The organism is Pseudomonas sp. F-14 TE3623 (genome assembly GCF_053629015.1).
This window is the reverse complement of the sequence record NZ_JBRJHM010000001.1, coordinates 620449-643052: the sequence shown is the minus strand read 5'-3', so window position 1 is coordinate 643052 and position 22604 is coordinate 620449. Positions and strand designations below refer to the sequence as shown.

20 protein-coding genes are annotated in these 22604 nt (G+C 59.4%); 12 read left to right on the top strand and 8 right to left on the bottom strand.

Translation table 11 applies throughout. The features are described from left to right. Positions 1 to 61: 61 nt before the first annotated feature. Entirely contained in the window at positions 62 to 1270 is a 1209-nt protein-coding gene (locus AB7M29_RS02965) for an N-acetylmuramoyl-L-alanine amidase (protein ID WP_217856962.1), read from the top strand. Here AB7M29_RS02965 and AB7M29_RS02960 read toward each other — a convergent pair. Beyond that, entirely contained in the window at positions 1267 to 1644 is a 378-nt protein-coding gene (locus AB7M29_RS02960; RefSeq protein WP_454246294.1) for a glutamine synthetase, read from the bottom strand. The two genes, AB7M29_RS02965 and AB7M29_RS02960, sit on opposite strands and share 4 nt — an antisense overlap. A gap of 127 nt (positions 1645 to 1771) precedes the next feature. Here AB7M29_RS02960 and dksA point away from each other — a divergent pair, with 127 nt between their 5' ends. From dksA to AB7M29_RS02945, 3 genes are read left to right on the top strand one after another with little or no spacing between them, the layout of a single operon-like run. Beyond that, positions 1772 to 2176, top strand: coding sequence for an RNA polymerase-binding protein DksA (dksA, locus tag AB7M29_RS02955; protein WP_217856960.1), 405 nt, complete (start codon positions 1772 to 1774; stop codon positions 2174 to 2176). Positions 2177 to 2204: 28 nt separating this feature from the next. Beyond that, a complete protein-coding gene (gene zigA, locus AB7M29_RS02950; RefSeq protein ID WP_217856959.1) occupies positions 2205 to 3413 on the top strand; it encodes a zinc metallochaperone GTPase ZigA in 1209 nt (402 codons plus the stop codon). Beyond that, the gene (locus AB7M29_RS02945) at positions 3413 to 4063 is read left to right on the top strand and encodes a DUF1826 domain-containing protein (protein ID WP_217857063.1); all 651 of its coding nucleotides are present in this window, start codon (positions 3413 to 3415) and stop codon (positions 4061 to 4063) included. Before zigA ends, AB7M29_RS02945 begins: the two co-directional genes overlap by 1 nt. A gap of 4 nt (positions 4064 to 4067) precedes the next feature. Here the strand turns inward: AB7M29_RS02945 and AB7M29_RS02940 are convergent, their stop codons facing one another. Next, positions 4068 to 4424 carry an NADH:ubiquinone oxidoreductase gene (locus tag AB7M29_RS02940; protein WP_217856958.1) on the bottom strand — a complete coding sequence of 119 codons (357 nt, stop codon included), beginning with the start codon at positions 4422 to 4424 and terminating at the stop codon, positions 4068 to 4070. 27 nt (positions 4425 to 4451) lie between these two features. On the opposite strand from AB7M29_RS02940, the gene AB7M29_RS02935 reads away from it, so the two are divergent. Further along, positions 4452 to 5423, top strand: a complete 972-nt coding sequence (locus AB7M29_RS02935) for a CobW family GTP-binding protein (protein WP_454246293.1) — start codon at positions 4452 to 4454, stop codon at positions 5421 to 5423. 150 nt (positions 5424 to 5573) lie between these two features. Here AB7M29_RS02935 and AB7M29_RS02930 read toward each other — a convergent pair whose 3' ends face one another. Beyond that, complete coding sequence (locus AB7M29_RS02930) at positions 5574 to 5987, bottom strand: DUF3301 domain-containing protein (RefSeq protein ID WP_217856956.1); 414 nt, start codon at positions 5985 to 5987, stop codon at positions 5574 to 5576. Between the two features lie 120 nt (positions 5988 to 6107). On the opposite strand from AB7M29_RS02930, the gene pdxY reads away from it, so the two are divergent. Continuing rightward, entirely contained in the window at positions 6108 to 6980 is an 873-nt protein-coding gene (pdxY, locus tag AB7M29_RS02925) for a pyridoxal kinase PdxY (protein WP_217856955.1), read from the top strand. 144 nt (positions 6981 to 7124) lie between these two features. Here the strand turns inward: pdxY and AB7M29_RS02920 are convergent, their stop codons facing one another. Beyond that, positions 7125 to 7607 carry an acyl-CoA thioesterase gene (locus AB7M29_RS02920; RefSeq protein ID WP_007896533.1) on the bottom strand — a complete coding sequence of 161 codons (483 nt, stop codon included), beginning with the start codon at positions 7605 to 7607 and terminating at the stop codon, positions 7125 to 7127. Between the two features lie 197 nt (positions 7608 to 7804). Here AB7M29_RS02920 and AB7M29_RS02915 point away from each other — a divergent pair, with 197 nt between their 5' ends. Continuing rightward, positions 7805 to 9568, top strand: coding sequence for a cation:proton antiporter (locus AB7M29_RS02915; RefSeq protein WP_454246292.1), 1764 nt, complete (start codon positions 7805 to 7807; stop codon positions 9566 to 9568). Positions 9569 to 9590: 22 nt separating this feature from the next. Here AB7M29_RS02915 and AB7M29_RS02910 read toward each other — a convergent pair whose 3' ends face one another. The 3 genes from AB7M29_RS02910 to uvrD all read right to left on the bottom strand — a co-directional run bounded on the left by AB7M29_RS02910 (position 9591) and on the right by uvrD (position 13496). After that, positions 9591 to 9998, bottom strand: coding sequence for an SMI1/KNR4 family protein (locus tag AB7M29_RS02910; protein WP_008007803.1), 408 nt, complete (start codon positions 9996 to 9998; stop codon positions 9591 to 9593). Positions 9999 to 10134: 136 nt separating this feature from the next. Further along, a complete protein-coding gene (locus AB7M29_RS02905) occupies positions 10135 to 11019 on the bottom strand; it encodes a Tim44 domain-containing protein (protein ID WP_454246291.1) in 885 nt (294 codons plus the stop codon). 293 nt (positions 11020 to 11312) lie between these two features. Further along, a complete protein-coding gene (uvrD, locus tag AB7M29_RS02900) occupies positions 11313 to 13496 on the bottom strand; it encodes a DNA helicase II (protein WP_217856953.1) in 2184 nt (727 codons plus the stop codon). Between the two features lie 257 nt (positions 13497 to 13753). Between uvrD and AB7M29_RS02895 the strand changes: the two genes are divergently transcribed. From AB7M29_RS02895 to AB7M29_RS02885, 3 genes are all read left to right on the top strand, one after another. Then, a complete protein-coding gene (locus AB7M29_RS02895) occupies positions 13754 to 16627 on the top strand; it encodes an EAL domain-containing protein (RefSeq protein ID WP_454246290.1) in 2874 nt (957 codons plus the stop codon). Between the two features lie 169 nt (positions 16628 to 16796). Beyond that, the gene (gene hexR, locus AB7M29_RS02890; protein ID WP_007896526.1) at positions 16797 to 17663 is read left to right on the top strand and encodes a transcriptional regulator HexR; all 867 of its coding nucleotides are present in this window, start codon (positions 16797 to 16799) and stop codon (positions 17661 to 17663) included. Between the two features lie 226 nt (positions 17664 to 17889). Next, positions 17890 to 18102, top strand: coding sequence for a PA3496 family putative envelope integrity protein (locus AB7M29_RS02885; protein ID WP_052966071.1), 213 nt, complete (start codon positions 17890 to 17892; stop codon positions 18100 to 18102). Here AB7M29_RS02885 and AB7M29_RS02880 read toward each other — a convergent pair. Further along, the gene (locus tag AB7M29_RS02880; RefSeq protein WP_217856951.1) at positions 18044 to 19006 is read right to left on the bottom strand and encodes a LysR family transcriptional regulator; all 963 of its coding nucleotides are present in this window, start codon (positions 19004 to 19006) and stop codon (positions 18044 to 18046) included. The genes AB7M29_RS02885 and AB7M29_RS02880 overlap by 59 nt on opposite strands. Before the next feature lie 190 nt (positions 19007 to 19196). Here AB7M29_RS02880 and AB7M29_RS02875 point away from each other — a divergent pair, with 190 nt between their 5' ends. Next, positions 19197 to 20612, top strand: coding sequence for an acetyl-CoA carboxylase biotin carboxylase subunit (locus AB7M29_RS02875; protein WP_007896523.1), 1416 nt, complete (start codon positions 19197 to 19199; stop codon positions 20610 to 20612). A gap of 11 nt (positions 20613 to 20623) precedes the next feature. Further along, a complete protein-coding gene (gene oadA, locus AB7M29_RS02870; RefSeq protein ID WP_454246289.1) occupies positions 20624 to 22432 on the top strand; it encodes a sodium-extruding oxaloacetate decarboxylase subunit alpha in 1809 nt (602 codons plus the stop codon). The last annotated feature ends 172 nt before the right edge of the window (positions 22433 to 22604 follow it).

The following is a 22604-nucleotide window of genomic DNA, read 5'->3' as shown; positions in this document are numbered from 1 at the left end:
TTGGCATGTTATATTATAACAATCAAATCGACGATGCCTTTTTCGTGAGCGGGCTTTCACCATGCACAGACGTCACTTGCTCAACCTGATTCTGGCCAGCGTGGCCTTCGCATTTCCCTTTAGTGCGTCGGCCACGCAAATTCGCAATGCACGACTATGGCGCTCCGATGACAAGCTACGACTGGTCTTCGATCTGAGCGGGCCGGTGCAATACAAGACGTTTTCTCTGAGCGCTCCGGAACGGCTGATCATCGATCTGAGTGGCGCCAATCTCAGTGGCGACTTCAGTCAGTTGGCACTCAACAATACGGTGATTCGCGCAATTCGCTCCGGACATTTCGGTCAGGGCGATACGCGAGTCGTCCTTGACCTCAGCGGCCCGGTGCAGCTCAACAGTTTTCTGCTGCCGCCACAGGACGGGCAGGGGCACCGATTGGTACTCGATCTGAAGACCGATGCGCCGCCACAGATCGCAGCGGCGCCGATGGAAAAACCTGAACCCGTCACCGACAAGGCTCACCCCAAGCGCGACATCATCGTGGTGGTCGACCCTGGTCACGGCGGCAAAGATCCGGGCGCGGTCGGTGCCAAAGGTGAGCGGGAAAAAGATGTGGTGCTGTCGATCGCCCAGCTGCTGGCCAAACGGCTGAAACGTGAGAAGGGCTTCGACGTGAAACTGGTGCGCAATGACGACTTCTTCGTCCCGCTGCGCAAGCGCGTGGAGATTGCCCGCAAGCACAAGGCCGACATGTTCATCTCAGTCCATGCGGACGCGGCACCGCGTCTCACCGCTTCAGGTGCGTCGGTGTACTGTTTGTCCGAAGGCGGCGCGACCTCGGCCACGGCGCGCTTCATGGCGCAACGGGAGAACGGTGCAGACCTGCTAGGCGCCACCAGCCTGCTCAATCTCAAGGACAAGGATCCGATGCTCGCCGGGGTGATTCTCGACATGTCGATGAACGCCACCATCGCCGCCAGTTTGCAGTTGGGCAGTACGGTGCTCGGCAGCCTCGCGGGCATCACCACGCTGCATCAGAAGCGCGTGGAACAAGCGGGATTCGCCGTGTTGAAGTCGCCGGATGTGCCGTCGATTCTGGTGGAAACCGGCTTCATCTCCAACGCCCGCGACAGTCAGCGACTGGTGACTGCCCGCCATCAGCAAGCCGTGGCCGATGGTTTGTTCGAAGGGTTGCAGCGCTATTTTCAGAAGAACCCACCGATGAACAGCTACATCGCCTGGCAACAGGAACAGAAAAAGATGCAGGCCTAGCAGCCGGTCATCCGGCTACACGTGAACTTGCCGCTGCTGCCGCCGGAACTGGAAAACCGATTGATGGTTGTCCAGCCAACCCGGCGGTTGTAGCCGACCCAGGCTTCGCCATCGGACGCGATGCCCGTGAAGAACGTCAATTGCCCGTAGCGGCTATTGGTTTGCGCCCATTGGCGTTTGCCGGCCATTTCGAAGCCGCGCAAATAGATCGTGTTGCCGACGGTGTTAACGCTGTAGGCATTGCCGTCGGCATCCACGCAGGCCAGCAGATTGGCGCTGCGAGTGCAGTTGGCCAGGCTTGGGACTTGTCCCCTGGCATCGACCGCGATCAGCAACGAAAGGCTCAACAGCGAGAATCTCAGGGCGTTTCCCATGGCATTTCTCAAAGGGGCGGACGGGTTAAAGCATCGTGCCCTTTGTCGCAGCGAGCAAGAGGGGAGTGGCTTATTTGTATTGTTATACTATAACATAAAAATACTCCCGCTCTGATGATCCACCGCCATGACTGAACAAGAACTGCTCGCTCAACCCGCCGCCGATTACATGAACGATGCCCAGCAAGGCTTCTTTCGCGACCTGCTACTGGCTCAGCGCAGCGAGCTGCAGGAGCGCATTGCCGGCGAGTTCGACGTGTTGCGCGAGCAGGAACCCCACAGCGATCCCGCCGATATCGGCAGCGCCGAAGAACAGCGCCAGTGGCAACTGCGCCTGCTGGAGCGGGAAAAGAAGCTGCTGGACAAGATCGACGAAGCCCTCGAACACCTGGCTCGTGGCGAATACGGCTGGTGTCGCGAAACCGGTGAGCCGATCGGCCTTAAGCGCCTGCTGCTGCGACCCACCGCCACTCTGTGTATTGAAGCCAAAGAACGTGAAGAGCTGCGCGAACGCCATCAACGTGCGATTTGACCGGCCACATCCTGATGAGGAATACCTGATGCCCAATCGTCTCCCCGTGACCGTCCTGTCGGGCTTTCTCGGCGCCGGAAAAAGTACACTTCTTAATTACGTACTACGTAATCGCGATAATTTGCGGGTCGCGGTAATCGTCAACGACATGAGTGAGATCAACATTGATGGCAGTGAAGTTCAACGCGATGTGAGCTTGAACCGTGCCGAAGAAAAACTCGTGGAAATGAGTAACGGCTGCATCTGCTGCACCTTGCGCGAAGACCTGCTCGAAGAAGTCAGCAAACTCGCCAAGGACGGTCGTTTCGATTACCTGCTGATCGAGTCCACAGGGATTTCCGAGCCGCTACCCGTGGCGGAAACCTTCACGTTTCGCGATGAAGAAGGGCAGAGTCTGGCCGACATTGCACGGCTCGACACCATGGTCACCGTGGTCGACGGCATGAACTTCCTACTCGACTATCAGGCCGCCGAAAGCCTCGCTTCCCGTGGCGAAACCCTGGGAGAGGAGGATGAACGCTCGATCACCGACCTGTTGATCGAGCAGATCGAATTCGCCGACGTGATCCTGATCAGCAAGATCGATTTGATCAGCAGTAGCGAGCGCCAGGAGTTGATCGCGATCCTCGAGCGGCTAAATTCCCAGGCCGAAATCATTCCGATGGTCATGGGCGAAGTGCCGCTCAAGAAAATCCTCAACACCGGGCGCTTCGACTTCGAAAAAGCCGCTCAGGCGCCGGGATGGTTGCAGGAATTGCGCGGTGAACACGTGCCGGAAACCGAGGAATATGGTATCGCCTCCACGGCTTATCGGGCGCGGCGACCGTTTCATCCACAGCGCTTCTTCAGCTTCATCGACCGTCCGTGGGTGAACGGCAAATTGCTGCGTTCCAAAGGCTTTTTCTGGTTGGCCAGCAAACACAGGGATGCTGGCAGCTGGTCCCAGGCCGGCGGCTTGATGCGTCACGGTTTTGCCGGACGCTGGTGGCGTTTCGTGCCGAAAAACCAGTGGCCGCAAGATGAAGAAAGCACTGCCGGGATCATGGAAAACTGGACGGCCGCCACCGGTGATTGCCGTCAGGAGCTGGTGTTTATCGGCCAGAACATCGATTTCGCGCAACTCACCGTCGAACTCGATAACTGCCTGCTTACGGATGCTGAGATGGCCTTGGGTGTCGAGGGCTGGCAGTTACTGCCTGATCCGTTTGGTCCTTGGCACGAAGAGGCGGCTGCATGATGTTGGCGCCCAGTCTGAAGCTGCGACCGGTCATTCGCCAGGTTCAAGGTGATACGCCAAAAGCGCTGACCGGAATTCTGGACGACGGCGTGAACCTGGCCCTCTGGCAGCGCCAACTCCCGGCGCACATTGCCGATTTCGGTCGTTTGTTGTTGTCCCTGAACGAGCCGTTGGCCGAGGCGCTGTCCCTGGAAATGCCCGGCGATGACGCCGAACCCAATCTCCACGGTTTAGCCTCAGGCTTCAGCGACCTTGAAGGCTACGAAGGCTTTATCGCCGATGTTTCCTGGCTGGTCAGCGCCTTCGCCTGCCTGTTGGGCGCCCAGCGTATCGGCCTGCGTCTGCGGGTTCTGGACAAAGCCATGTGCCCGCGTTTCCACGTCGATCATGTGCCGGTGCGGTTGATCACCACCTACGCAGGTATTGGCAGCCAATGGCTGAAAGAAGGGGCGATGGATCGCCGGCAATTAGGCAAACCTGAGGCGGAACCACAGGACGGTTCGCTGATTCAACAAATCACCAGCGGCGAAGTGGCGTTGCTTAAAGGGGAGAAGTGGCACGGCAACGAAGGCTTCGGTTTGATCCACCGCTCGCCGCAGCCGGCGCCGGGCGAGCGTCGTTTGATTCTGACCCTGGACTGGCTGAGTTAGCGGTTCAAGGTTTGAGCCAGGTTCCCTGGCTCTGGGCTTCGCAAAACGGCTTCAAATACACCGCATCGGTGGCCACGCCGTAATAGTGAATATCCTGCCGGTAAGGCATATTGGCGACTTGAGCATTGCTGCACACCCCGAACGCGCCGGTAGGGCATTGGTCGACGTACTGCACCTCGACTTTCTGCCCGGGCAGATTCGGCTGGCAGAATCCGTCGGCGAACAGTTTTTCCGGGATGCTGCGGTTTTGCTGGCAAACTTTCACGTCGAGCCGCTCAGCCGTGCTGTGCACCACGCAGGCCTGAGCCAGCGCTTCGCCCGATGTGAGCGCCAGAAGCAACGACCATCCCATCAACCGCATTCTTTACCTCCTCAGAAAACCTCGACCATGTTGCAGAACATTCCCACCCACGTCATTGCCGGCCCGCTGGGTGCCGGCAAGACCAGCCTGATCAAGCACCTGCTGGCGCAACGGCCCGTGGGTGAGCGCTGGGCAGTGTTGATCAACGAGTTCGGCCAGATCGGTCTGGATGCCGCGCTGTTGACCCAGGACGCCGATGGTATCGCACTGGGGGAAGTGGCCGGAGGCTGTTTGTGTTGCGTCAATGGTGCACCGTTTCAGATCGGTCTCGGGCGGTTGCTGCGCAAGGCACGACCGGATCGACTGTTCATCGAACCCTCAGGCCTGGGACATCCGGCGCAGTTACTCAGGCAATTGAGTGAGGCGCCGTGGCAAGGTGTCCTGGCGGTGCAGCCGTGCGTGCTGGTGTTGGACGCCCAGGCGCTCGCGGCCGGAAAAGCGCTGCCTGAGGCGCAACAGCAAGCCTTAAGCAGTGCCGGGTTGCTGTTGCTGAACAAGGCAGAAGGCCTCGACGACAGTGATCGCCAGCGAATCGCCACACAGTTGCCGATGCGTCCTTTGTACTGGACGCAGCAAGCCGTCTTGCCGTTGAGCGAGTTACCGGGGCTCGGGGCTCAGGCTGTCGCGGGTGTGGATAACTTTGTCGTGCCCAAGGGATTGGCGCAGATGCCGGCCATCTGGACTGACCCCACGTTGCCGATTTGCTTGAGTCAGGCACAGGAGGGTGGCTGGAGCGTTGGATGGCGGTGGCATCCGAGTCAGATATTCGATGCCGTATTGATCGGGAAGTGGCTTGAGCGCCTTGAATGGCGGCGGGCGAAGTTGGTTATCCACAGTGTCGAGGGTTGGGTGTCGGCGAATGCGCTGGATAACTCGTTACTGGATTGGCAGCCCAGCGAATGGCGTCGGGATTCGCGTATCGAGCTGATTTTCAGTGAGGCGCAGGTTGTTGAAGTGCTGCAGGAAGGTCTGGCGGGATGCAGGGTTCAAGCGAACTAGCTGATTTTTTTGCACAGTCTGTGAAGGCCTCTTCGCGAGCAAGCCCGCTCTCACAGGGGGGCTGTGGTGTGCATACAAGTTGTGCAGCACAACAGATCAAATGTGGGAGCGGGCTTGCTCGCGAATGGATTTAACCGACAACAACTACCTTCAAGGACGCCACTTCGTGTGTTCTTGCCGCCACTGACTCAGTTCAATCACCTCAGCTCTGGGCTTCGTGATGTCGACCACCGGCGGTGTGTCATCGAACGGCATCGGGTAAGGCGCGAGCTCGATCTGCGCGCTATGGGCGCCGAATTGGGTGATGGTGCCGGTGTGGCGGGTTTCGCCGGTCACGGTGAATTCGAAGTTATACACACGGGCCAGGCGCCGACGGCCATTGGCGTCTTTAATGAAAGCGATCTTCTTCAAGGCTACGTTGCCGTCCAGCAGCTCGATCCGCAGCTTGGCGCAATGCTGTATGACCCGCTCCAGCGCGCGTTCGCGCAAGCCGTGGTTGTGCCACAACCACGCGCCACCGGTGGCGAGCAGCATCAGCACGAAGATATTTCCGAGGGTCAGCATCAACAGGGTGCTCCAACAAGATAGTGCCAGCTTAACTGCGTCGCCGGTCTGTCGTACAGGCTGCGTTTAGTCGCATACTGCGCGGCTCGAATTTCAATCGTTTGACGGAAAACTCACCGCATGAAACGTACGCCCCATGTGCTCGCCATCCAGTCCCACGTGGTGTTCGGCCACGCAGGCAACAGCGCCGCGGTTTTCCCGATGCAGCGGGTCGGGGTGAACGTGTGGCCGCTCAATACCGTGCAGTTCTCCAATCACACGCAATATGGCCAGTGGGCCGGTGAAGTACTGGCCCCGCATCAGATTCCGGAACTGGTGGAAGGCATCGCGGCGATCGGTGAGCTGGGCAATTGCGATGCTGTGTTGTCCGGCTACCTCGGTAGCGCGGCCCAGGGCCGGGCGATTCTCGCGGGCGTGGAACGAATCAAATCGATCAATCCCAAAGCGCTATACCTCTGCGACCCGGTGATGGGCCATCCGGAGAAGGGCTGTACCGTTCCAGCCGAGGTCAGCGATTTTCTGCTGGAAGAGGCGGCGGCAATGGCCGACTTCATGTGCCCGAACCAGTTGGAGCTGAACAGCTTCTCGGGGCGCAAGGCGCAGTCATTGTTCGATTGCCTGGCCATGGCGCGGGCGCTGTTGGCTCGTGGTCCGAAGGCGGTGCTGGTCAAGCACCTGGACTATCCCGGCAAACCGGCGGAGGGCTTCGAGATGTTGCTGGTGACCGCTGAAGGCAGCTGGCACCTGCGTCGGCCGCTGTTGGCGTTTCCGCGTCAGCCGGTGGGCGTTGGCGATCTGACCGCCGGGCTGTTCCTGGCGCGTGTGCTGCAGGGTGACAATCTGGTGAGCGCCTTCGAATTCACCGCGGCGGCAGTGCATGAAGTGATGCTGGAAACCCAGGCCTGCGCCAGCTATGAGCTGGAACTGGTGCGGGCGCAGGACCGGATCGCCCATCCGCGGGTGCGGTTTGAGGCAACAGCGATCAGCCTCTGACCTTCGCGTCGACTCCATTCGCGAGCAAGCCCGCTCCCACACTGGTTCTCTGTCGTACACGAAATCTGTGTGCACTGAAGATCCATTGTGGGAGCGGGCTTGCTCGCGAAGACGATCTAATGAACACCGTCAAACTGACTGAATTCAGGCGTCGCCCTTGATGTCCTGATAACGCTTTTCCAGTTCCTGACGAATCTGCCGACGCTGCTGGGCCTGCATGTACCGACGCTTGTCTTCACTGTTCTGCGGCTGCAGCGGCGGGACTGCGGCCGGTTTGCGCTGGTCATCCACCGCGACCATGGTGAAGAAGCAGCTGTTGGTGTGGCGCACCGAGCGCTCGCGGATGTTCTCGGTCACGACCTTGATGCCCACCTCCATCGAGGTGTTGCCGGTGTAGTTGACCGAGGCCAGAAAGGTCACCAGTTCACCGACGTGAATCGGCTCGCGGAAGATCACCTGATCCACCGACAGGGTTACCACATAGCGGCCGGCATAGCGGCTGGCGCAGGCGTAGGCCACTTCATCGAGGTATTTGAGCAGGGTGCCGCCGTGGACATTGCCAGAGAAATTGGCCATGTCGGGGGTCATCAATACCGTCATCGACAGCTGGGCGTTTCCGGGTTCCATAACGTACTCACGGGTTCAAGGCAGGATTCGGGGTTACACCTCTGCGGGCGCTTGGTTTTTCAAACCAACAGTTATCGGGACGCCGGGCGGGGGGCCGCCGTCACGCCGGAATCTATCTGTTTCCATATATTGCACCCTCTTTCCGCCGGAAGTCGCGATGTTACCCTTCAAAAGCCCACCCCAAGGAGCCACACGCCATGCATGCCATCAGCTTCATTCAGGATTTGGCAGTGATCATGTTGATCGCGGGTGTGGTGACCGTGCTCTTTCATCGTTTCAAACAGCCGGTGGTACTTGGCTATATCGTCGCCGGCTTCATCATCGGCCCGCATACGCCACCGTTCAGCCTGATCCACGACGAAGCAACCATCAAAACCCTTGCCGAGCTCGGGGTGATTTTCCTGATGTTCTGCCTGGGCCTGGAATTCAGCCTGCGCAAGCTGTTCAAGGTTGGCGCCACGGCGTTCATCGCGGCCTTCCTGGAAATCGTCCTGATGATCTGGATCGGCTATGAAATCGGCCGCTGGTTCGACTGGAATACCATGGACTCGCTGTTCCTTGGCGCGATCCTGGCGATTTCCTCGACCACCATCATCGTCAAGGCGCTCAATGATCTGAAGATGAAGAACGAGCGTTTTGCCCAGCTGATCTTCGGCGTGTTGATTGTCGAAGACATCCTCGGTATCGGCATCATCGCGTTGCTGTCGAGCATCGCGGTCAGCGGCACCGTCAGTTCCGGCGAAGTGTTTTCCACGGTCGGCAAGCTTTCACTGTTCATGATTGTCGCACTGGTTATAGGCATTCTGCTGGTGCCGCGACTGCTGGCCTACGTGGCGAAATTCGAAAGCAATGAGATGCTGCTGATCACCGTGCTGGGCCTTTGTTTCGGCTTCTGTCTGCTGGTGGTCAAACTTGAATACAGCATGGTCCTCGGCGCGTTCCTGATCGGCGCGATCATGGCCGAATCGCGGCAACTGCTGAAGATCGAGCAGTTGATCGAGCCGGTTCGCGACTTGTTCAGTGCCATTTTCTTCGTCGCCATAGGCCTGATGCTCGACCCGATGATCCTGCTGCAATACGCCAGGCCGATCGCGGTGATCACCGTGGCAGTGGTGCTGGGCAAGATGTTGTCCTGCGGCCTCGGTGCCTTTATCGCCGGCAATGACGGACGCACCTCACTGCGCGTGGGGATGGGGCTTTCACAGATTGGCGAATTCTCTTTCATCATCGCGGCGTTGGGCATGACGCTGCAGGTCACCAGCAACTTTCTCTACCCGGTGGCGGTGGCCGTCTCGGTGATAACCACGCTATTGACGCCGTATCTGATTCGCGCGGCTGATCCGCTGTCGATCAAGCTTGCTGCAGTGATGCCACAGCGCCTGAGCCGTGTGCTGGGGATGTATGGCGAATGGCTGCGCAGCATTCAGCCTCAGGGTGAGGGCGCACTGTTGGCGTCGATGATTCGGCGGATTCTGTTGCAGGTAGGGGTGAATCTGGCGTTGGTGATTGCGATCTTTTTCTCGGGCGCGTTCTTTGCCGAGCGCATGTCCGTTTACCTGCAAGACTGGATCAGCGACCCGAGCTGGCAGAAAGCGCTGATCTGGGGCGGGGCGTTACTGTTGTCACTGCCGTTCCTGATCGCCGCCTATCGCAAGCTCAAGGCGCTGTCGATGTTGCTGGCAGAGATGGGCGTGAAGCCGGAAATGGCCGGCCGCCACACACAGCGAGTGCGTCGGGTGATCGCCGAAGTGATCCCGATCCTCTCGCTGTTGGTGATTTTCCTGCTGCTGGCAGCCTTGTCGGCCAGTATTCTGCCGACCAACAAGTTGCTGGTGCTGATCGTCATAGTCGCGGCCGCGGTGGCGGCGCTGCTCTGGCGTTGGTTCATTCGCGTGCATACGCGGATGCAGGTGGCCTTGCTGGAAACGCTGGACAATCACAAGGACTCGTCCGGGCATTGACCACGCGGTGCATCAGGGTGGATCAGCTTTCCAGCCAGACGTCCCGCGCCCAGTGCCATACCGATTCCCAGGTTTCTTCGGCGATCAGCTCTTCTTCGGCCAGCCACAGCACCACGGTGCCGTCTTCTTCGACCAGGTAGTAATTGTCACCGTCCTGGCAGATCGGAATCATGCTGCGATCCACGCCTGCATCCCAGGCGTTGGCAGCAACGTCTGGCAGGTAGGTGTGGGACTGCGGGTCGGTGACGGTCACCGGCTCCAGGCTGCCGTAGACCACGTCGCTGACGGTCAGCAAAAATTCTCTGAAGACGAACGGGATGTCGATGAACAGTTGCTCTTCGATTTCCACAATCTGATCTTCGTCAGGCAATTCCAAGGGGACCGGTACCGGTTCGTTGGCTTCACGCAGTTGTTCGATGATTTCTTCCACGTCCGGGATCCTCTTGCTTGATGGCGCGGTTTAGTTGGGGCGGTTTATACAGTAGCTCGCTATAGATGCAACCGCGAAATAGAAAACCCCGGCCGAGGCCGGGGTTTTATTACAACAGGTGAAACGCGGGAAGTGATCAGCCGTTCTGGCGGATACCGGCCACCAGCCAAGGCTGGTTTTCGCCCTGTGGACGTTCCATGTTCCAGCTTTCGCTGAACACTTCGCCCTGGTCGAAACGCGAGGACTTCGACACGCCGCTGAAGGTCAGGGTGGCGATGGTCTTGTCCGCACGGTCATCAACGCCGTCCAGTTGTACCTGGAGGTTATCGATGTAGGTCGACTGGAAGCCGTCGCCCAGGTCAGCACGTTCGCGCTTGAGGAACTCCAGCAGTTGCGGAGTCACGAACTCGGCGATCTTGTCCATTTCGTTGGCGTCCCAATGCTGCTGCAGGGACTGGAAGTGGTTGCGGGCCGCTTCAATGAAGTTGTTTTCATTGAACCAGGCTGGCGCGTTGATCACCGGACGAGCGGCAGCAGGTGCAGCCGAGCCACCGAAGATCGAACCCATGGCTGATGGTTTCTGTTCGAACACTTCACGCTGCATCGGCGCGCCGGCTGGAGCCATGTGCTCCTGCTGCTTGCGACGACGGGCGGCGATGAAGCGGAAGACCAGGAAGGCGATGACCGCCATGATCAGGATGTCGAAGATCTGCATGCCCTGGAAGCCGTCGCCCATGAACATGGAGGCCAGCAGGCCACCGGCAGCGATACCGGCCAGAGGGCCGAGCCAGCGCGAAGCACCGCTGGCCTTGGTAGCGGCGCCAGCAGCACCGGCCGCGCCCGCAGTGGCAGCAGTGGCAGCAGCGCCGCCTGCAGCAGAAGAAGGAGCCATTTGGCTGGTCTGGTGAGTCGGCGCAGCGCCGGAGCTCTTGCCGCCACCAAAGCGCTTGGCAGCATTGGCGTCGAGGCTCATCGTCAGGCCAATGCACAACGCCATGGCGATGCTAAGAAAACGTTTCATAAAGGGAATTCCCATTTGTGGAAGGCACGCGCGCCATGTTGCACAGCTGAAGTGTTACTGGCTAGCGGCAGAGTGTTTCGGGCTTTTGCCTGACAGGTTGTGTTCAGCTTCAGCCAGCGCAATAAGGCCTGTTAACTTTGGTCTGTAGGACGAGTGGATAAGTTCTGTAGGAGTCAGGGCATCAACATGTGGGAGCGGGCTTGCTCGCGAAGGCAGCACCTCGGTGTATCAGAGGCACCGCGTCATCGTTCTTCGCGAGCAAGCCCGCTCCCACAAAAAGCTCTCGGTTGTGTTTATACCGCTTCCAGCTTGGCGTAACCCAGCATTAACCACTTGCTGCCTTCGCTGAAGTTCACCTGCACCCGCGCCTGAGCGCCGGCGCCTTCGAAATTCAGGATCACGCCATCGCCGAACACCGAATGCCGCACCGTCTGGCCGAGGCTGAACCCGGTGTCCGGGATCTCGCTGCCGCCGAACAGGCTGCTGGAACTCTGCTGCTGGCCACCGCCGAACGGACGGCTGACGCTGTTGGACAGCCGCACTTCCTGGATCAGGCCTTTCGGCACTTCACGTACGAAACGCGACACCTTGTTGTAGGTCTCGCTGCCGTACAGGCGTCGGGTTTCAGCATAAGTCAGTACCAGATTTTGCATCGCCCGGGTGATTCCGACGTAGGCCAGGCGGCGTTCCTCTTCAAGACGGCCGGGTTCTTCCAGGCTCATCTTGTGCGGAAACAGGCCTTCTTCCATGCCCACCAGGAACACGTAAGGGAATTCCAGGCCCTTGGCACTGTGCAGGGTCATCAACTGAATGCTGTCTTCGTGTTCGTCGGCCTGGGTGTCTCCGGCCTCCAGCGAGGCGTGACCGAGGAACGCTGACAGGGGCGACTGCTCTTCATCCTCTTCCGGGTTTTCGAAGTTGCGCGCGGCGCTGACCAGTTCCTCAAGGTTTTCTACCCGGGCCTGGCCTTTCTCGCCTTTTTCCGCCTGATGGTAGGCAATCAGCCCCGATTGCTCGATCACGGTTTGGGTCATCAAATGCAGCGGCATTTCCAGGCACTTGGCGGCGAGATCGTCAATGAGCTCCATAAACGCCCCCAGGGCGCCGGCAGCACGGCCAGTCAGGCCTTTGTTGGCCACCAGCTGACGCATGGCTTCCCACATTGACACATGGCTGTGGCGCGCATGATCGCGGATCGCTTCGACGGTTTTTTCGCCGATGCCACGGGCCGGAACGTTGATCACCCGCTCCAGGGCCGCATCGTTGCCACGGCCTTCCAGCAAACGCAGGTACGCCATGGCGTTCTTGATTTCTGCCCGCTCGAAGAAGCGCTGACCGCCATAGATGCGGTACGGAATGCGTTCACGCAGCAAGGCTTCTTCCAAAACGCGCGATTGAGCGTTAGAGCGGTACAAAATCGCGATATCGCTACGAGCCAAGCCGGTTTTCAGCGCACTTTCAATGGTTTCAACCACGTAGCGTGCTTCGTCATGCTCGTTGAAGGCGGCGTACAGATTGATTGCTTCGCCTTCGCCGCCATCGGTCCACAACTCTTTGCCCATGCGCCCGGTGTTGTTGGCGATCAGGGCGTTGGCGGCCTTGAGGATCCCGGCGGTGGAGCGGTAGTTTTGCTCCAGACGAATGATCTGGGCATCCGGGAAGTCGTCGGAATACTGATAAATGTTCTCGATTTTCGCGCCACGCCAGCCATAGATCGACTGATCGTCGTCGCCGACCACCATCAGGCTGTCGCCACCCTTGGCCAGCAGGCGCAACCAGGCGTACTGCACGGCGTTGGTGTCCTGGAACTCGTCCACCAGAATGTGCCGGAAGCGCTTCTGATAATGGGCGAGCAGTCCCGGGTTATCGCGCCACAGATCGAGGGCGCGCAGCAGCAGTTCAGAGAAGTCGATGACGCCGGCGCGCAGGCACGCGGCCTCATAGGCTTCATAAATGCTGCGCATGGTCGCCAGGAACAGATCGCCGCTGGCTTGAATATGTTGCGGACGCAGACCTTCGTCTTTCTGCCCGTTGATGAACCACTGGGCCTGTCGGACCGGCCAGCGTTGCTCGTCCAGGCCCAGCTCGCGGATCACCCGCTTGACCAACCGTTGCTGGTCGTCACTGTCGAGAATCTGGAAGGTCTGGCTCAGGCCGGCTTCCTGCCAGTGCGCCCGCAGCAAGCGGTGCGCCAGGCCGTGGAAGGTGCCGACCCACATGCCGGCCGGGTTGATACCCATCAGCTGCTCGATGCGATGACGCATCTCGGCAGCGGCCTTGTTGGTGAAGGTCACCGACAGAATGGAGTGGGGTGAGGCGTTTTCGACCTGGATCAACCAGGCGATACGGTGCACCAGCACTCGGGTTTTACCGGAGCCAGCACCGGCCAGGACCAACTGACGACCCACGGAGGCAGCTACGGCCTGACGTTGGGCATCGTTGAGGGAGTTCAGCAGAAGGGAGAGATCATCGCGCATCGGGGCATTCTAGGGTGCGCCGTCACACCGGGCAAACCGAGCTTTGCATTAGCCGATGAAAGAAGCACCGATGACGACCGGTCGGTCACCGGCTGCAAGCATTGGCGGAGCTCGTCTGGCCGCTTTTGTACCGGGGTGGGCGGCTCAAACTTTCGTCTATTTTATGACCTTGGGCTGTTTGGTCCGGGCATTTGCTTGTGTATGCTCCGTCCACAATTCGGGCTCGCATGCTCACTATAAGAACAAGAACATTGCCTATGACCCTCAGCTCCGACCTGTCGGGCCCCTCTGTGGAGCCCCGGGTTATCCGCAAACAGTACGCCATGGAAATGGCGGTCGAACGCACGCGTCTGCTGTATCAGGGCTCGCTGTTGCCTACGCTGTTTATGCTGATCAACGGTCTGGTATGTGCCGGCCTGCTCTGGAGCCCACAGCGTTACTTCGTGGTCAGCGTCTGGTTGATCTGGTTATTGTCGCTGGTGGCGTTGCGGGTGATTCAGGTCGCGGCCTTCGATTCGGCGATTCCCAACCGTCAGGCCCATCCGGTCTGGCGTCGCATGTTCATGCTCGGCTCTGCCATGACTGGCCTGACCCTGGCTTGTGCCGGCATCGCGTTGGTGCCCGCTGACAATTTCATGCAGCAAGCCTGGGTGTTCGGCCTGATCGGCGCCGCGGCCCTCTCGGCCAGCGTCGCTTATGCCGTCAGCCTGCCGGCTTTTCTGTCCTTTACCTTGCCCTGTCTATTGCCGGCCATCGGCTATCTGTTCTGGGGCGGCGATGAGCAAGAACAGGGCTGGGGCTGGTTTGGCCTGATTTTGCTGGGTTCGTTGAGCGTGGTCGCCTGGCAGGTCAATCGGCTGATTAACCAAGGGCTGCTGCGACGCTTTCAAAATCAGGCCCTGATCGAGCATTTGCAGCAGGCGCAAAGTCGCAGCGATCAGCTCAACCACGAACTGGCCAAGGAAATCGACCAGCGTCGCCGCGCTGAAGACGAATTACGTGAAACTCAGGTCGATCTCGAAAACCGGGTCGCACAACGCAGTCTGGAACTGGACGCCGCCAATCAGGCCTTGAGCAAGAGCGAAGCGCGGCTGGCGCTGGCGTTGAAGGCGAGCGAACTCGGGCTGTGGGACTGGAACCTGCAGACAGACGAAGTCCATCACACCCAACTCCAGGAGCTGTTTGGCCTGGAGCCGGAATTCGTGACAGCGATGCTCCGCCACCTCAAGCCCAGGCTGCACCCCGACGACTTGCCATCGCTCAGGCGTGCGCTGGTCGAGCATTTGAAGGGTCGCAGCGAGGATTATCAGATCGAGTATCGGGTAAGGCATGGCGATGGCCATTGGATCTGGATCGAGGACCGTGGTCGAGCGGTGGAGCGCGCCGAGAACGGCCGGGTGATCCGCATGGTCGGCACCCGCCGCGATATCAGCGCCAGCAAGGGCCTGGAAGAACAGCGTCAACTGGCGGCGACAGTGTTCGAGGCGGCCAGCGAAGGCATTGTGATTTTCGACCCGAATTACGCGCTGATTGCCGTCAATCAGGCCTTCAGCCGAGTGACCGGCTACGACATCGACGACATGCTCGGGCGTAACGTAGTCGATTTGCCCTGCAGCCGCGATGCCCGCCGGCATTACACCGCGATTCATCAGGCGCTGGAACTGCACGGCACCTGGCAAGGCGAATTGGTCGAAACACGCAAGAATGGCGAGTTGTATCCGCAATGGCTGCAATTGAATGCCGTGCGCGATGCGCGGGGAAATGTGAGTCATATTGTCGGCTTCTTCGCCGATCTGTCCGCGCGGCGTGAATCCGAAGAGCGCATGCGCTACCTCACCCATTACGACGAACTCACAGGATTGGCCAACCGTTCGTTGTTCCGCGAACGGCTGCGCGAGGCTCATCAGCGGGTGCGTCAGGGCGGTCGGCGTAGCTTGGCGTTGCTGCACATCAATTTGGACCGTTTCAAGCTGCTCAACGATAGCCTCGGCCACGAAATCGCCGATCAACTGTTGCAGAAAATGTCCCGGCGCCTGGTCAATGCGCTGCCGGAAGCGGACACCATTGCCCGTTTGTCCGGCGATGAATTTGCGGTGCTGTTCGATGCCTATGGCAACCTGTCGAGCCTGGCGCGCGTAGCGACCCGATTGTCGGCCAAGCTGCGTTTGCCGATCACCGTCGAGGGGCATGAATTGGTGATGAGCGCGTCAATGGGCATCAGCCTGTTGCCGGACACCGCGCGGGAGATTACCGCGCTGGTCAGCCAGTCGAACATGGCCATGCAGCATGCCAAACACTTGGGCGGCAACAACTTCCAGTTCTATACAGACAGCCTGCAAGCCAGCACGCTCGAGCGTTTGCAGCTCGAGAACCAGTTGCGCAAAGCCATCGAAGAAAAGCAGTTGAAAGTGTTTTATCAACCGAAACTCTGCCTCCCCACCGGCCGGCTGAATGCCGCCGAGGCGTTGGTACGCTGGAATCACCCGACCCTGGGCCAGGTACCGCCGGGGGATTTCATCGGCCTGGCCGAGGAAACCGGGCTGATCAGCGCTATCGGCGAGTTCGTTTTGCGTCAGGCCTGCTGGCAAGCGTGTGAGTGGCAGCGTCAGGGCCTGGAGCCGATTCGAGTGTCGGTCAACCTGTCGGTGCATCAACTGCGTCAGGGAAAATTGGTCAGCCTGGTGCGCCAGGTGCTGGAGGAAACCGGTCTGGCGCCGCATTACCTGGAACTGGAACTCACCGAAAGCCAGTTGCTGGACAGCGTCGAGCACATCATTGCGACCTTCCAGCAGTTGCGCGACCTTGGGGTGAAACTGGCCATCGACGATTTTGGCACTGGCTATTCCTCGCTGAGTTATCTGAAGCGGATTCCTGTGGATTACGTGAAAATCGATCAGGCATTTATCCGTGGTCTGGGGGAGAGCAGTGAGGATGCGGCGATCACCCGGGCGATCATCGCCATGGCCCACGGCCTGTCACTGAAAGTGGTGGCTGAAGGTGTTGAGCGGCCGGAGCAGCTGGAGTTTCTGAAAACCGAGCGTTGCGATGAAGTGCAGGGGTATTGGGTCAGCCGTCCGGTCGAGGCCGCCGACCTGGCCGAGCTTTTACGTCGCGACGCCAACCCTTTGTAGCTGCAGGCTTCGCCAGCTGCTACAAAGGCCGAAAGGGCTACATGGAGCGTATGTCGCATGAAATGGGGACATTGAGTTACGCATTGAGCAGGCAAAAAGCCGATTCATGTAGTATAACTACAAGCGTGCTACATCCCCGGCACCTGCCAATAACAAAGAGTCCGCCCCTTTGAATCTGCTGCAACACATCGCCCAGTCACGCCACCTGTTACGCAAGTCGGAGCTCAAGGTCGCCGACCACGTGCTGCTTGACCCTGCGGCGGTGATGCACAGTTCCATGGCCGACCTGGCCCACAGCGTGGGCATCAGCGAGCCGACCATCGTGCGGTTTTGCCGCGCCATCGGTTGCTCCGGGTTTCAGGATTTGAAGTTGAAACTGGCGCAGAGCCTGGCGGCCGGCGCGAGTTTCGGGCAGTTCGCGATCCATGAAGATGATTCGGTCGCCGACTACAGCCTGAAGATCTTCGACACCACCCTGCACACCCTGATGGAGGTTCGCGAGAAACTCGATCCGGTGGAGTTGCAGAGGGCGGTGTCGCTGATGTCTCAGGCCCAGCGTGTCGAGTTCTATGGCTTCGGTGCTTCGGGCGCCGTGGCGGCGGATGCCCAGCACAAATTTTTCCGTTTACTGCTGACCGCGGCGGCGTATTCCGACCCGCACATGCAGGCGATGTCGGCGGTTACCTTGAAGCCGAGCGACGTGGCGATCTGCATTTCCCAGTCGGGGCGTTCCAAGGACCTGTTGATCACGGCCAACCTGGTGCGCGAAAGCGGCGCTTCGCTGATCACCCTGTGCCCGAGCCAGACCCCGTTGGCCGAGCTATCGACTGTCAACCTGGCGATCGATGTGCACGAAGACACAGAAATCTATACGCCGCTGACGTCGCGCATTGCGCACCTGGTGGTGATCGATGTGCTGGCGATGGGCGTGGCCATGGCCCGCGGTCCGAGCCTGGTCAATCACCTCAAGAGCGTCAAACGCAGCCTTCGCAGCTTGCGGCTGTCGCCAAAATCGGTGAAAGCGCTGGACGATTGATTCTTCTGTAAGGTCGTTCCGACCTTAATCGCGAGCAGGCTCGCTCCCACATTGATCATCGGTGTTGCACGAATTGTGTGTGCACCATGGAACCTGTGGGAGCGAGCCTGCTCGCGATGGCGTTCTCGAATACGGCAATTTTCATCTCTCTGTAACCCTCCCGCCGCCAAACCGTCATCCCCCGCACCTATCTTGTAACTCCCGTACTCGCCTTGGGAGACTCGAAATGGCTCAGCCCTACGAAGAACGCAACAGCGCCGTCAAAACCCGTCGTCAGCAAGAAGACCAGCGCCGCATGGAATTTCGCCGCGCGATCGAAGATCGCAGCGAACGCCGCCAGCTTCTGGCCGAAATTGGCGAATTTCCTGACGATCTGGAACTCAATTACTGGCAGGCGGCTCCCGCAATTTCCCGTCGAAACGCTCAACCAGCGCGCTGATCTGCATCCGCTCGCTGCGGATAAACGCAAGGAATGCGTGGGCCACCGGCGATAGCCGTTTGGCCTTGGCCTGCACCAGGCACCAACTGCGGTACAGCGGCAGCTCTTCGACTGGCAACTCGATCAATCCGCCGGTTGCCAATTCAAGGTTCAGGGCATGGCGCGTCAATAGCGCCAGGCCCAGACCCGCCAATACGCATTCACGCTGAGCTTCGGCCGAGGCCACCTCCTGGGTCTGGGTGAAATGCACGCGCTTCTCTTTGAAGTACTCTTCGCACGCGAGTCGCGTACCGGAGCCAGGTTCGCGCAACAGCAGCGTGTAGGGTTCCAGATCCTGCAAGCGCAACGGCCCCATGTGGCACAGCGGATGATCCGGCGGTGCTACAGCGACGATCGGATTGTTGAGGAACGGCAGGAATTCCAGCCCCATGTCCTGTGGGACCATCGACATGATCACCAAGTCATCACGGTTATCCGACAGGCGCCGGATGACCTGGCCACGGTTGACCACGGTCAAGTGCAGGTTCACTTCGGGATGCTGGCGTTTGAAGGCGGCAAACAGGTGCGGCACGAAATACTTGGCGCTGGATTCCACCGCCAGTTTCAGCTGACCCTGCAATGAGCCTTGCATGTCCGACAGCTGCATATCGAGGTTTTCCAGGCGCCCGAAAATGTCCCGGCTGGCGCGCTGCAGCGCTTCGGCCGCCTCGGTCATGTAGAGTTTTTTGCCGACGTAATCGAATAAAGGTTGGCCGATCAGCTCTTCGAGTTGACGGATCTGTAGGCTCACGGCAGGTTGTGTGAGAGACATTTCGTCGGCAGCGCGGCTGTAGGACCTTAAGTCGCACACCTCATTGAAGATCTGCAATTGACGCAACGTCATACGCATCAATGACTTACGCATTTTCTAGAGACCCTGAGCGGAGGCTGATGCCTCAACTATAAGTCTTTGCTTATGTGTAACCCAATTATTATTCATTTTTGTTAATCCTTTGCGAAGGCTAGTGTGGAGCTGCGACTGAATTGAAACATTTGGTCACGCGTCGACCTGGTTTGACAGGTCGTGAGTACCACCGGCTCAAGGGAACCTCCAAGTGATAAAAAAGATCCTGATCGCCAACCGTGGTGAGATTGCCGTACGAATCGTGCGTGCCTGCGCCGAAATGGGCATTCGCTCGGTCGCGATCTATTCCGACGCCGACCGCCATGCCTTGCATGTGAAGCGTGCGGACGAGGCCCACAGCATTGGTGCCGAGCCACTGGCCGGTTACCTGAACCCGCGCAAGCTGGTGAACCTGGCGGTGGAAACCGGTTGCGATGCGTTGCACCCCGGCTACGGCTTCCTGTCGGAAAATGCCGAGCTGGCAGACATCTGCGCCGAGCGCGGTATCAAATTCATTGGTCCATCGGCTGAAGTGATTCGCCGTATGGGCGACAAGACCGAAGCGCGCCGCAGCATGATCAAGGCTGGCGTACCGGTCACTCCCGGCACCGAAGGCAACGTGTCGGGCATCGAAGAAGCCCTGACCGAAGGTGACCGCATCGGTTACCCGGTGATGCTCAAGGCCACATCCGGTGGTGGCGGTCGCGGCATTCGTCGCTGCAACAGTCGCGAAGAACTCGAACAAGCCTTTCCACGGGTCATTTCCGAAGCCACCAAGGCTTTCGGTTCGGCAGAAGTGTTCCTGGAAAAATGCATCGTCAATCCGAAACACATCGAAGCCCAGATTCTCGGCGACAGCTTTGGCAACGTGGTGCACCTGTTCGAGCGTGATTGCTCGATCCAGCGTCGCAACCAGAAGCTGATCGAGATCGCTCCGAGCCCGCAACTGACCCCGGAACAGCGCGCCTACATCGGCGACCTGTCGGTGCGTGCGGCCAAGGCCGTGGGTTACGAGAACGCAGGCACCGTGGAGTTCCTGCTCGCCGAGGGCGAGGTGTACTTCATGGAGATGAACACGCGAGTGCAGGTGGAACACACCATCACCGAAGAAATCACTGGCATCGACATCGTTCGCGAGCAGATTCGCATTGCGTCCGGTTTGCCGCTCTCGGTGAAACAGGAAGACATCCAGCACCGCGGTTTCGCGTTGCAGTTCCGGATCAACGCCGAAGACCCGAAAAACAACTTCCTGCCGAGCTTCGGCAAGATCACCCGTTACTACGCGCCCGGTGGTCCCGGCGTGCGCACCGACACAGCGATCTATACCGGCTACACCATTCCGCCGTTCTACGATTCCATGTGTCTGAAACTGGTGGTCTGGGCGCTGACTTGGGAAGAAGCGATGGACCGTGGCTTGCGAGCTCTGGACGACATGCGTCTGCAAGGGGTCAAGACCACCGCCGCGTATTACCAGGAAATCCTGCGTAACCCGGAATTCCGTAGCGGTCAGTTCAACACCAGCTTCGTTGAAAGCCACCCTGAACTGACCAACTACTCGATCAAGCGCAAACCCGAAGAGCTGGCCCTGGCCATCGCCGCCGCCATCGCCGCCCACGCAGGCCTGTGAGGAATATTCCAATGTCCAAGAAAATCCACGTTACCGACACAATCCTGCGCGACGCCCACCAATCGCTGCTCGCCACCCGCATGCGCACCGAAGACATGCTGCCGATCTGCGACAAGCTCGACAAAGTCGGCTACTGGTCGCTGGAATGCTGGGGCGGCGCGACCTTCGACGCCTGCGTCCGCTTCCTGAAAGAAGACCCGTGGGAGCGTCTGCGCCAACTGCGCGCGGCATTGCCTAACACGCGTCTGCAAATGCTCCTGCGTGGCCAGAACCTGCTGGGCTACCGCCACTACAGCGACGACGTGGTCAAAGCCTTCGTCGCCAAGGCTGCGGTTAACGGCATCGACGTGTTCCGCATTTTCGACGCGATGAACGACGTGCGTAACCTGCGAGTTGCCATCGAAGCGGTGAAGGCTGCCGGCAAACACGCTCAGGGCACCATCGCCTACACCACTAGCCCAGTGCACACCATTGACGCGTTCGTGGCGCAAGCCAGGCAAATGGAAGCCATGGGATGTGATTCCGTGGCGATCAAAGACATGGCCGGCCTGTTGACCCCGTACGCCACTGGCGAACTGGTCAAGGCATTGAAATCCGAGCAATCGCTGCCTGTGTTCATTCACTCGCACGACACCGCCGGCATGGCCACGATGTGCCAACTCAAGGCCATCGAAAACGGTGCCGATCACATTGACACCGCGATCTCCAGCTTCGCTTCCGGTACCAGCCATCCAGGCACCGAATCGATGGTCGCTGCTCTTAAAGGCAGCGAGTACGACACCGGCCTGAACCTGGAGCTGTTGCAGGAAATCGGCTTGTACTTCTACGCCGTGCGCAAGAAGTACCACCAGTTCGAAAGCGAATTCACCGCCGTCGATACCCGCGTGCAAGTCAACCAGGTACCGGGCGGGATGATTTCCAACCTGGCCAACCAGTTGAAAGAGCAGGGCGCCCTGAACCGCATGAGCGAAGTGCTGGCGGAAATCCCGCGTGTTCGCGAAGACCTCGGCTTCCCGCCACTGGTGACACCGACCTCGCAGATTGTTGGCACCCAGGCGTTTTTCAACGTGCTGGCTGGCGAGCGCTACAAGACCATCACCAACGAAGTGAAGCTCTACCTGCAAGGCGGCTACGGCAAAGCGCCGGGCACCGTGAATGAAAAACTGCGTCGTCAGGCGATCGGCAGCGAAGAGGTCATCGACGTGCGTCCGGCCGATCTGCTCAAGCCGGAAATGACCAAGCTGCGTGCCGAAATCGGTGCCGTGGCCAAGTCTGAAGAAGACGTGCTGACCTACGCCATGTTCCCGGACATCGGCCGCAAGTTCCTTGAAGAACGCGCAGCCGGCACCCTCACGCCAGAAGTGCTGTTGCCGATTCCGGAAGTGGGCGGCGTGGCGTCGGCCGGCGGCGAAGGCGTGCCGACCGAGTTCGTCATCGATGTTCACGGCGAAACCTACCGCGTCGACATCACCGGTGTCGGCGTCAAGGCGGAAGGCAAACGCCACTTCTACCTGTCCATCGACGGCATGCCGGAAGAAGTGGTGTTCGAACCACTCAACGAATTCGTCAGCGGCGGTAGCAGCAAGCGCAAGCAAGCCACTGCACCGGGCCACGTCAGCACCACCATGCCGGGCAACATCGTCGATGTGCTGGTCAAGGAAGGCGACACCGTGAAGGCCGGCCAGGCCGTGCTGATCACCGAAGCGATGAAGATGGAGACCGAAGTCCAATCGGCCATCGCTGGCAAAGTCACCGCCATCCACGTGGCCAAGGGCGACCGGGTGAACCCGGGTGAGATTCTGATCGAGATCGAAGGCTGAGTTAACAGCCTCGATATACCGCTTTAAACCTCGGGGGGGCATGTGCTCCCCTTTTTTTTCGCCCGATATTCAACCTGCCAAATGTGGGAGCGACCTGTGACGAGGGGGCTCGCCCCCGTTCGGCTGCGAAGCAGTCGTAAACCCGTTAAATGCGGTTCAACTTTAAAATGCG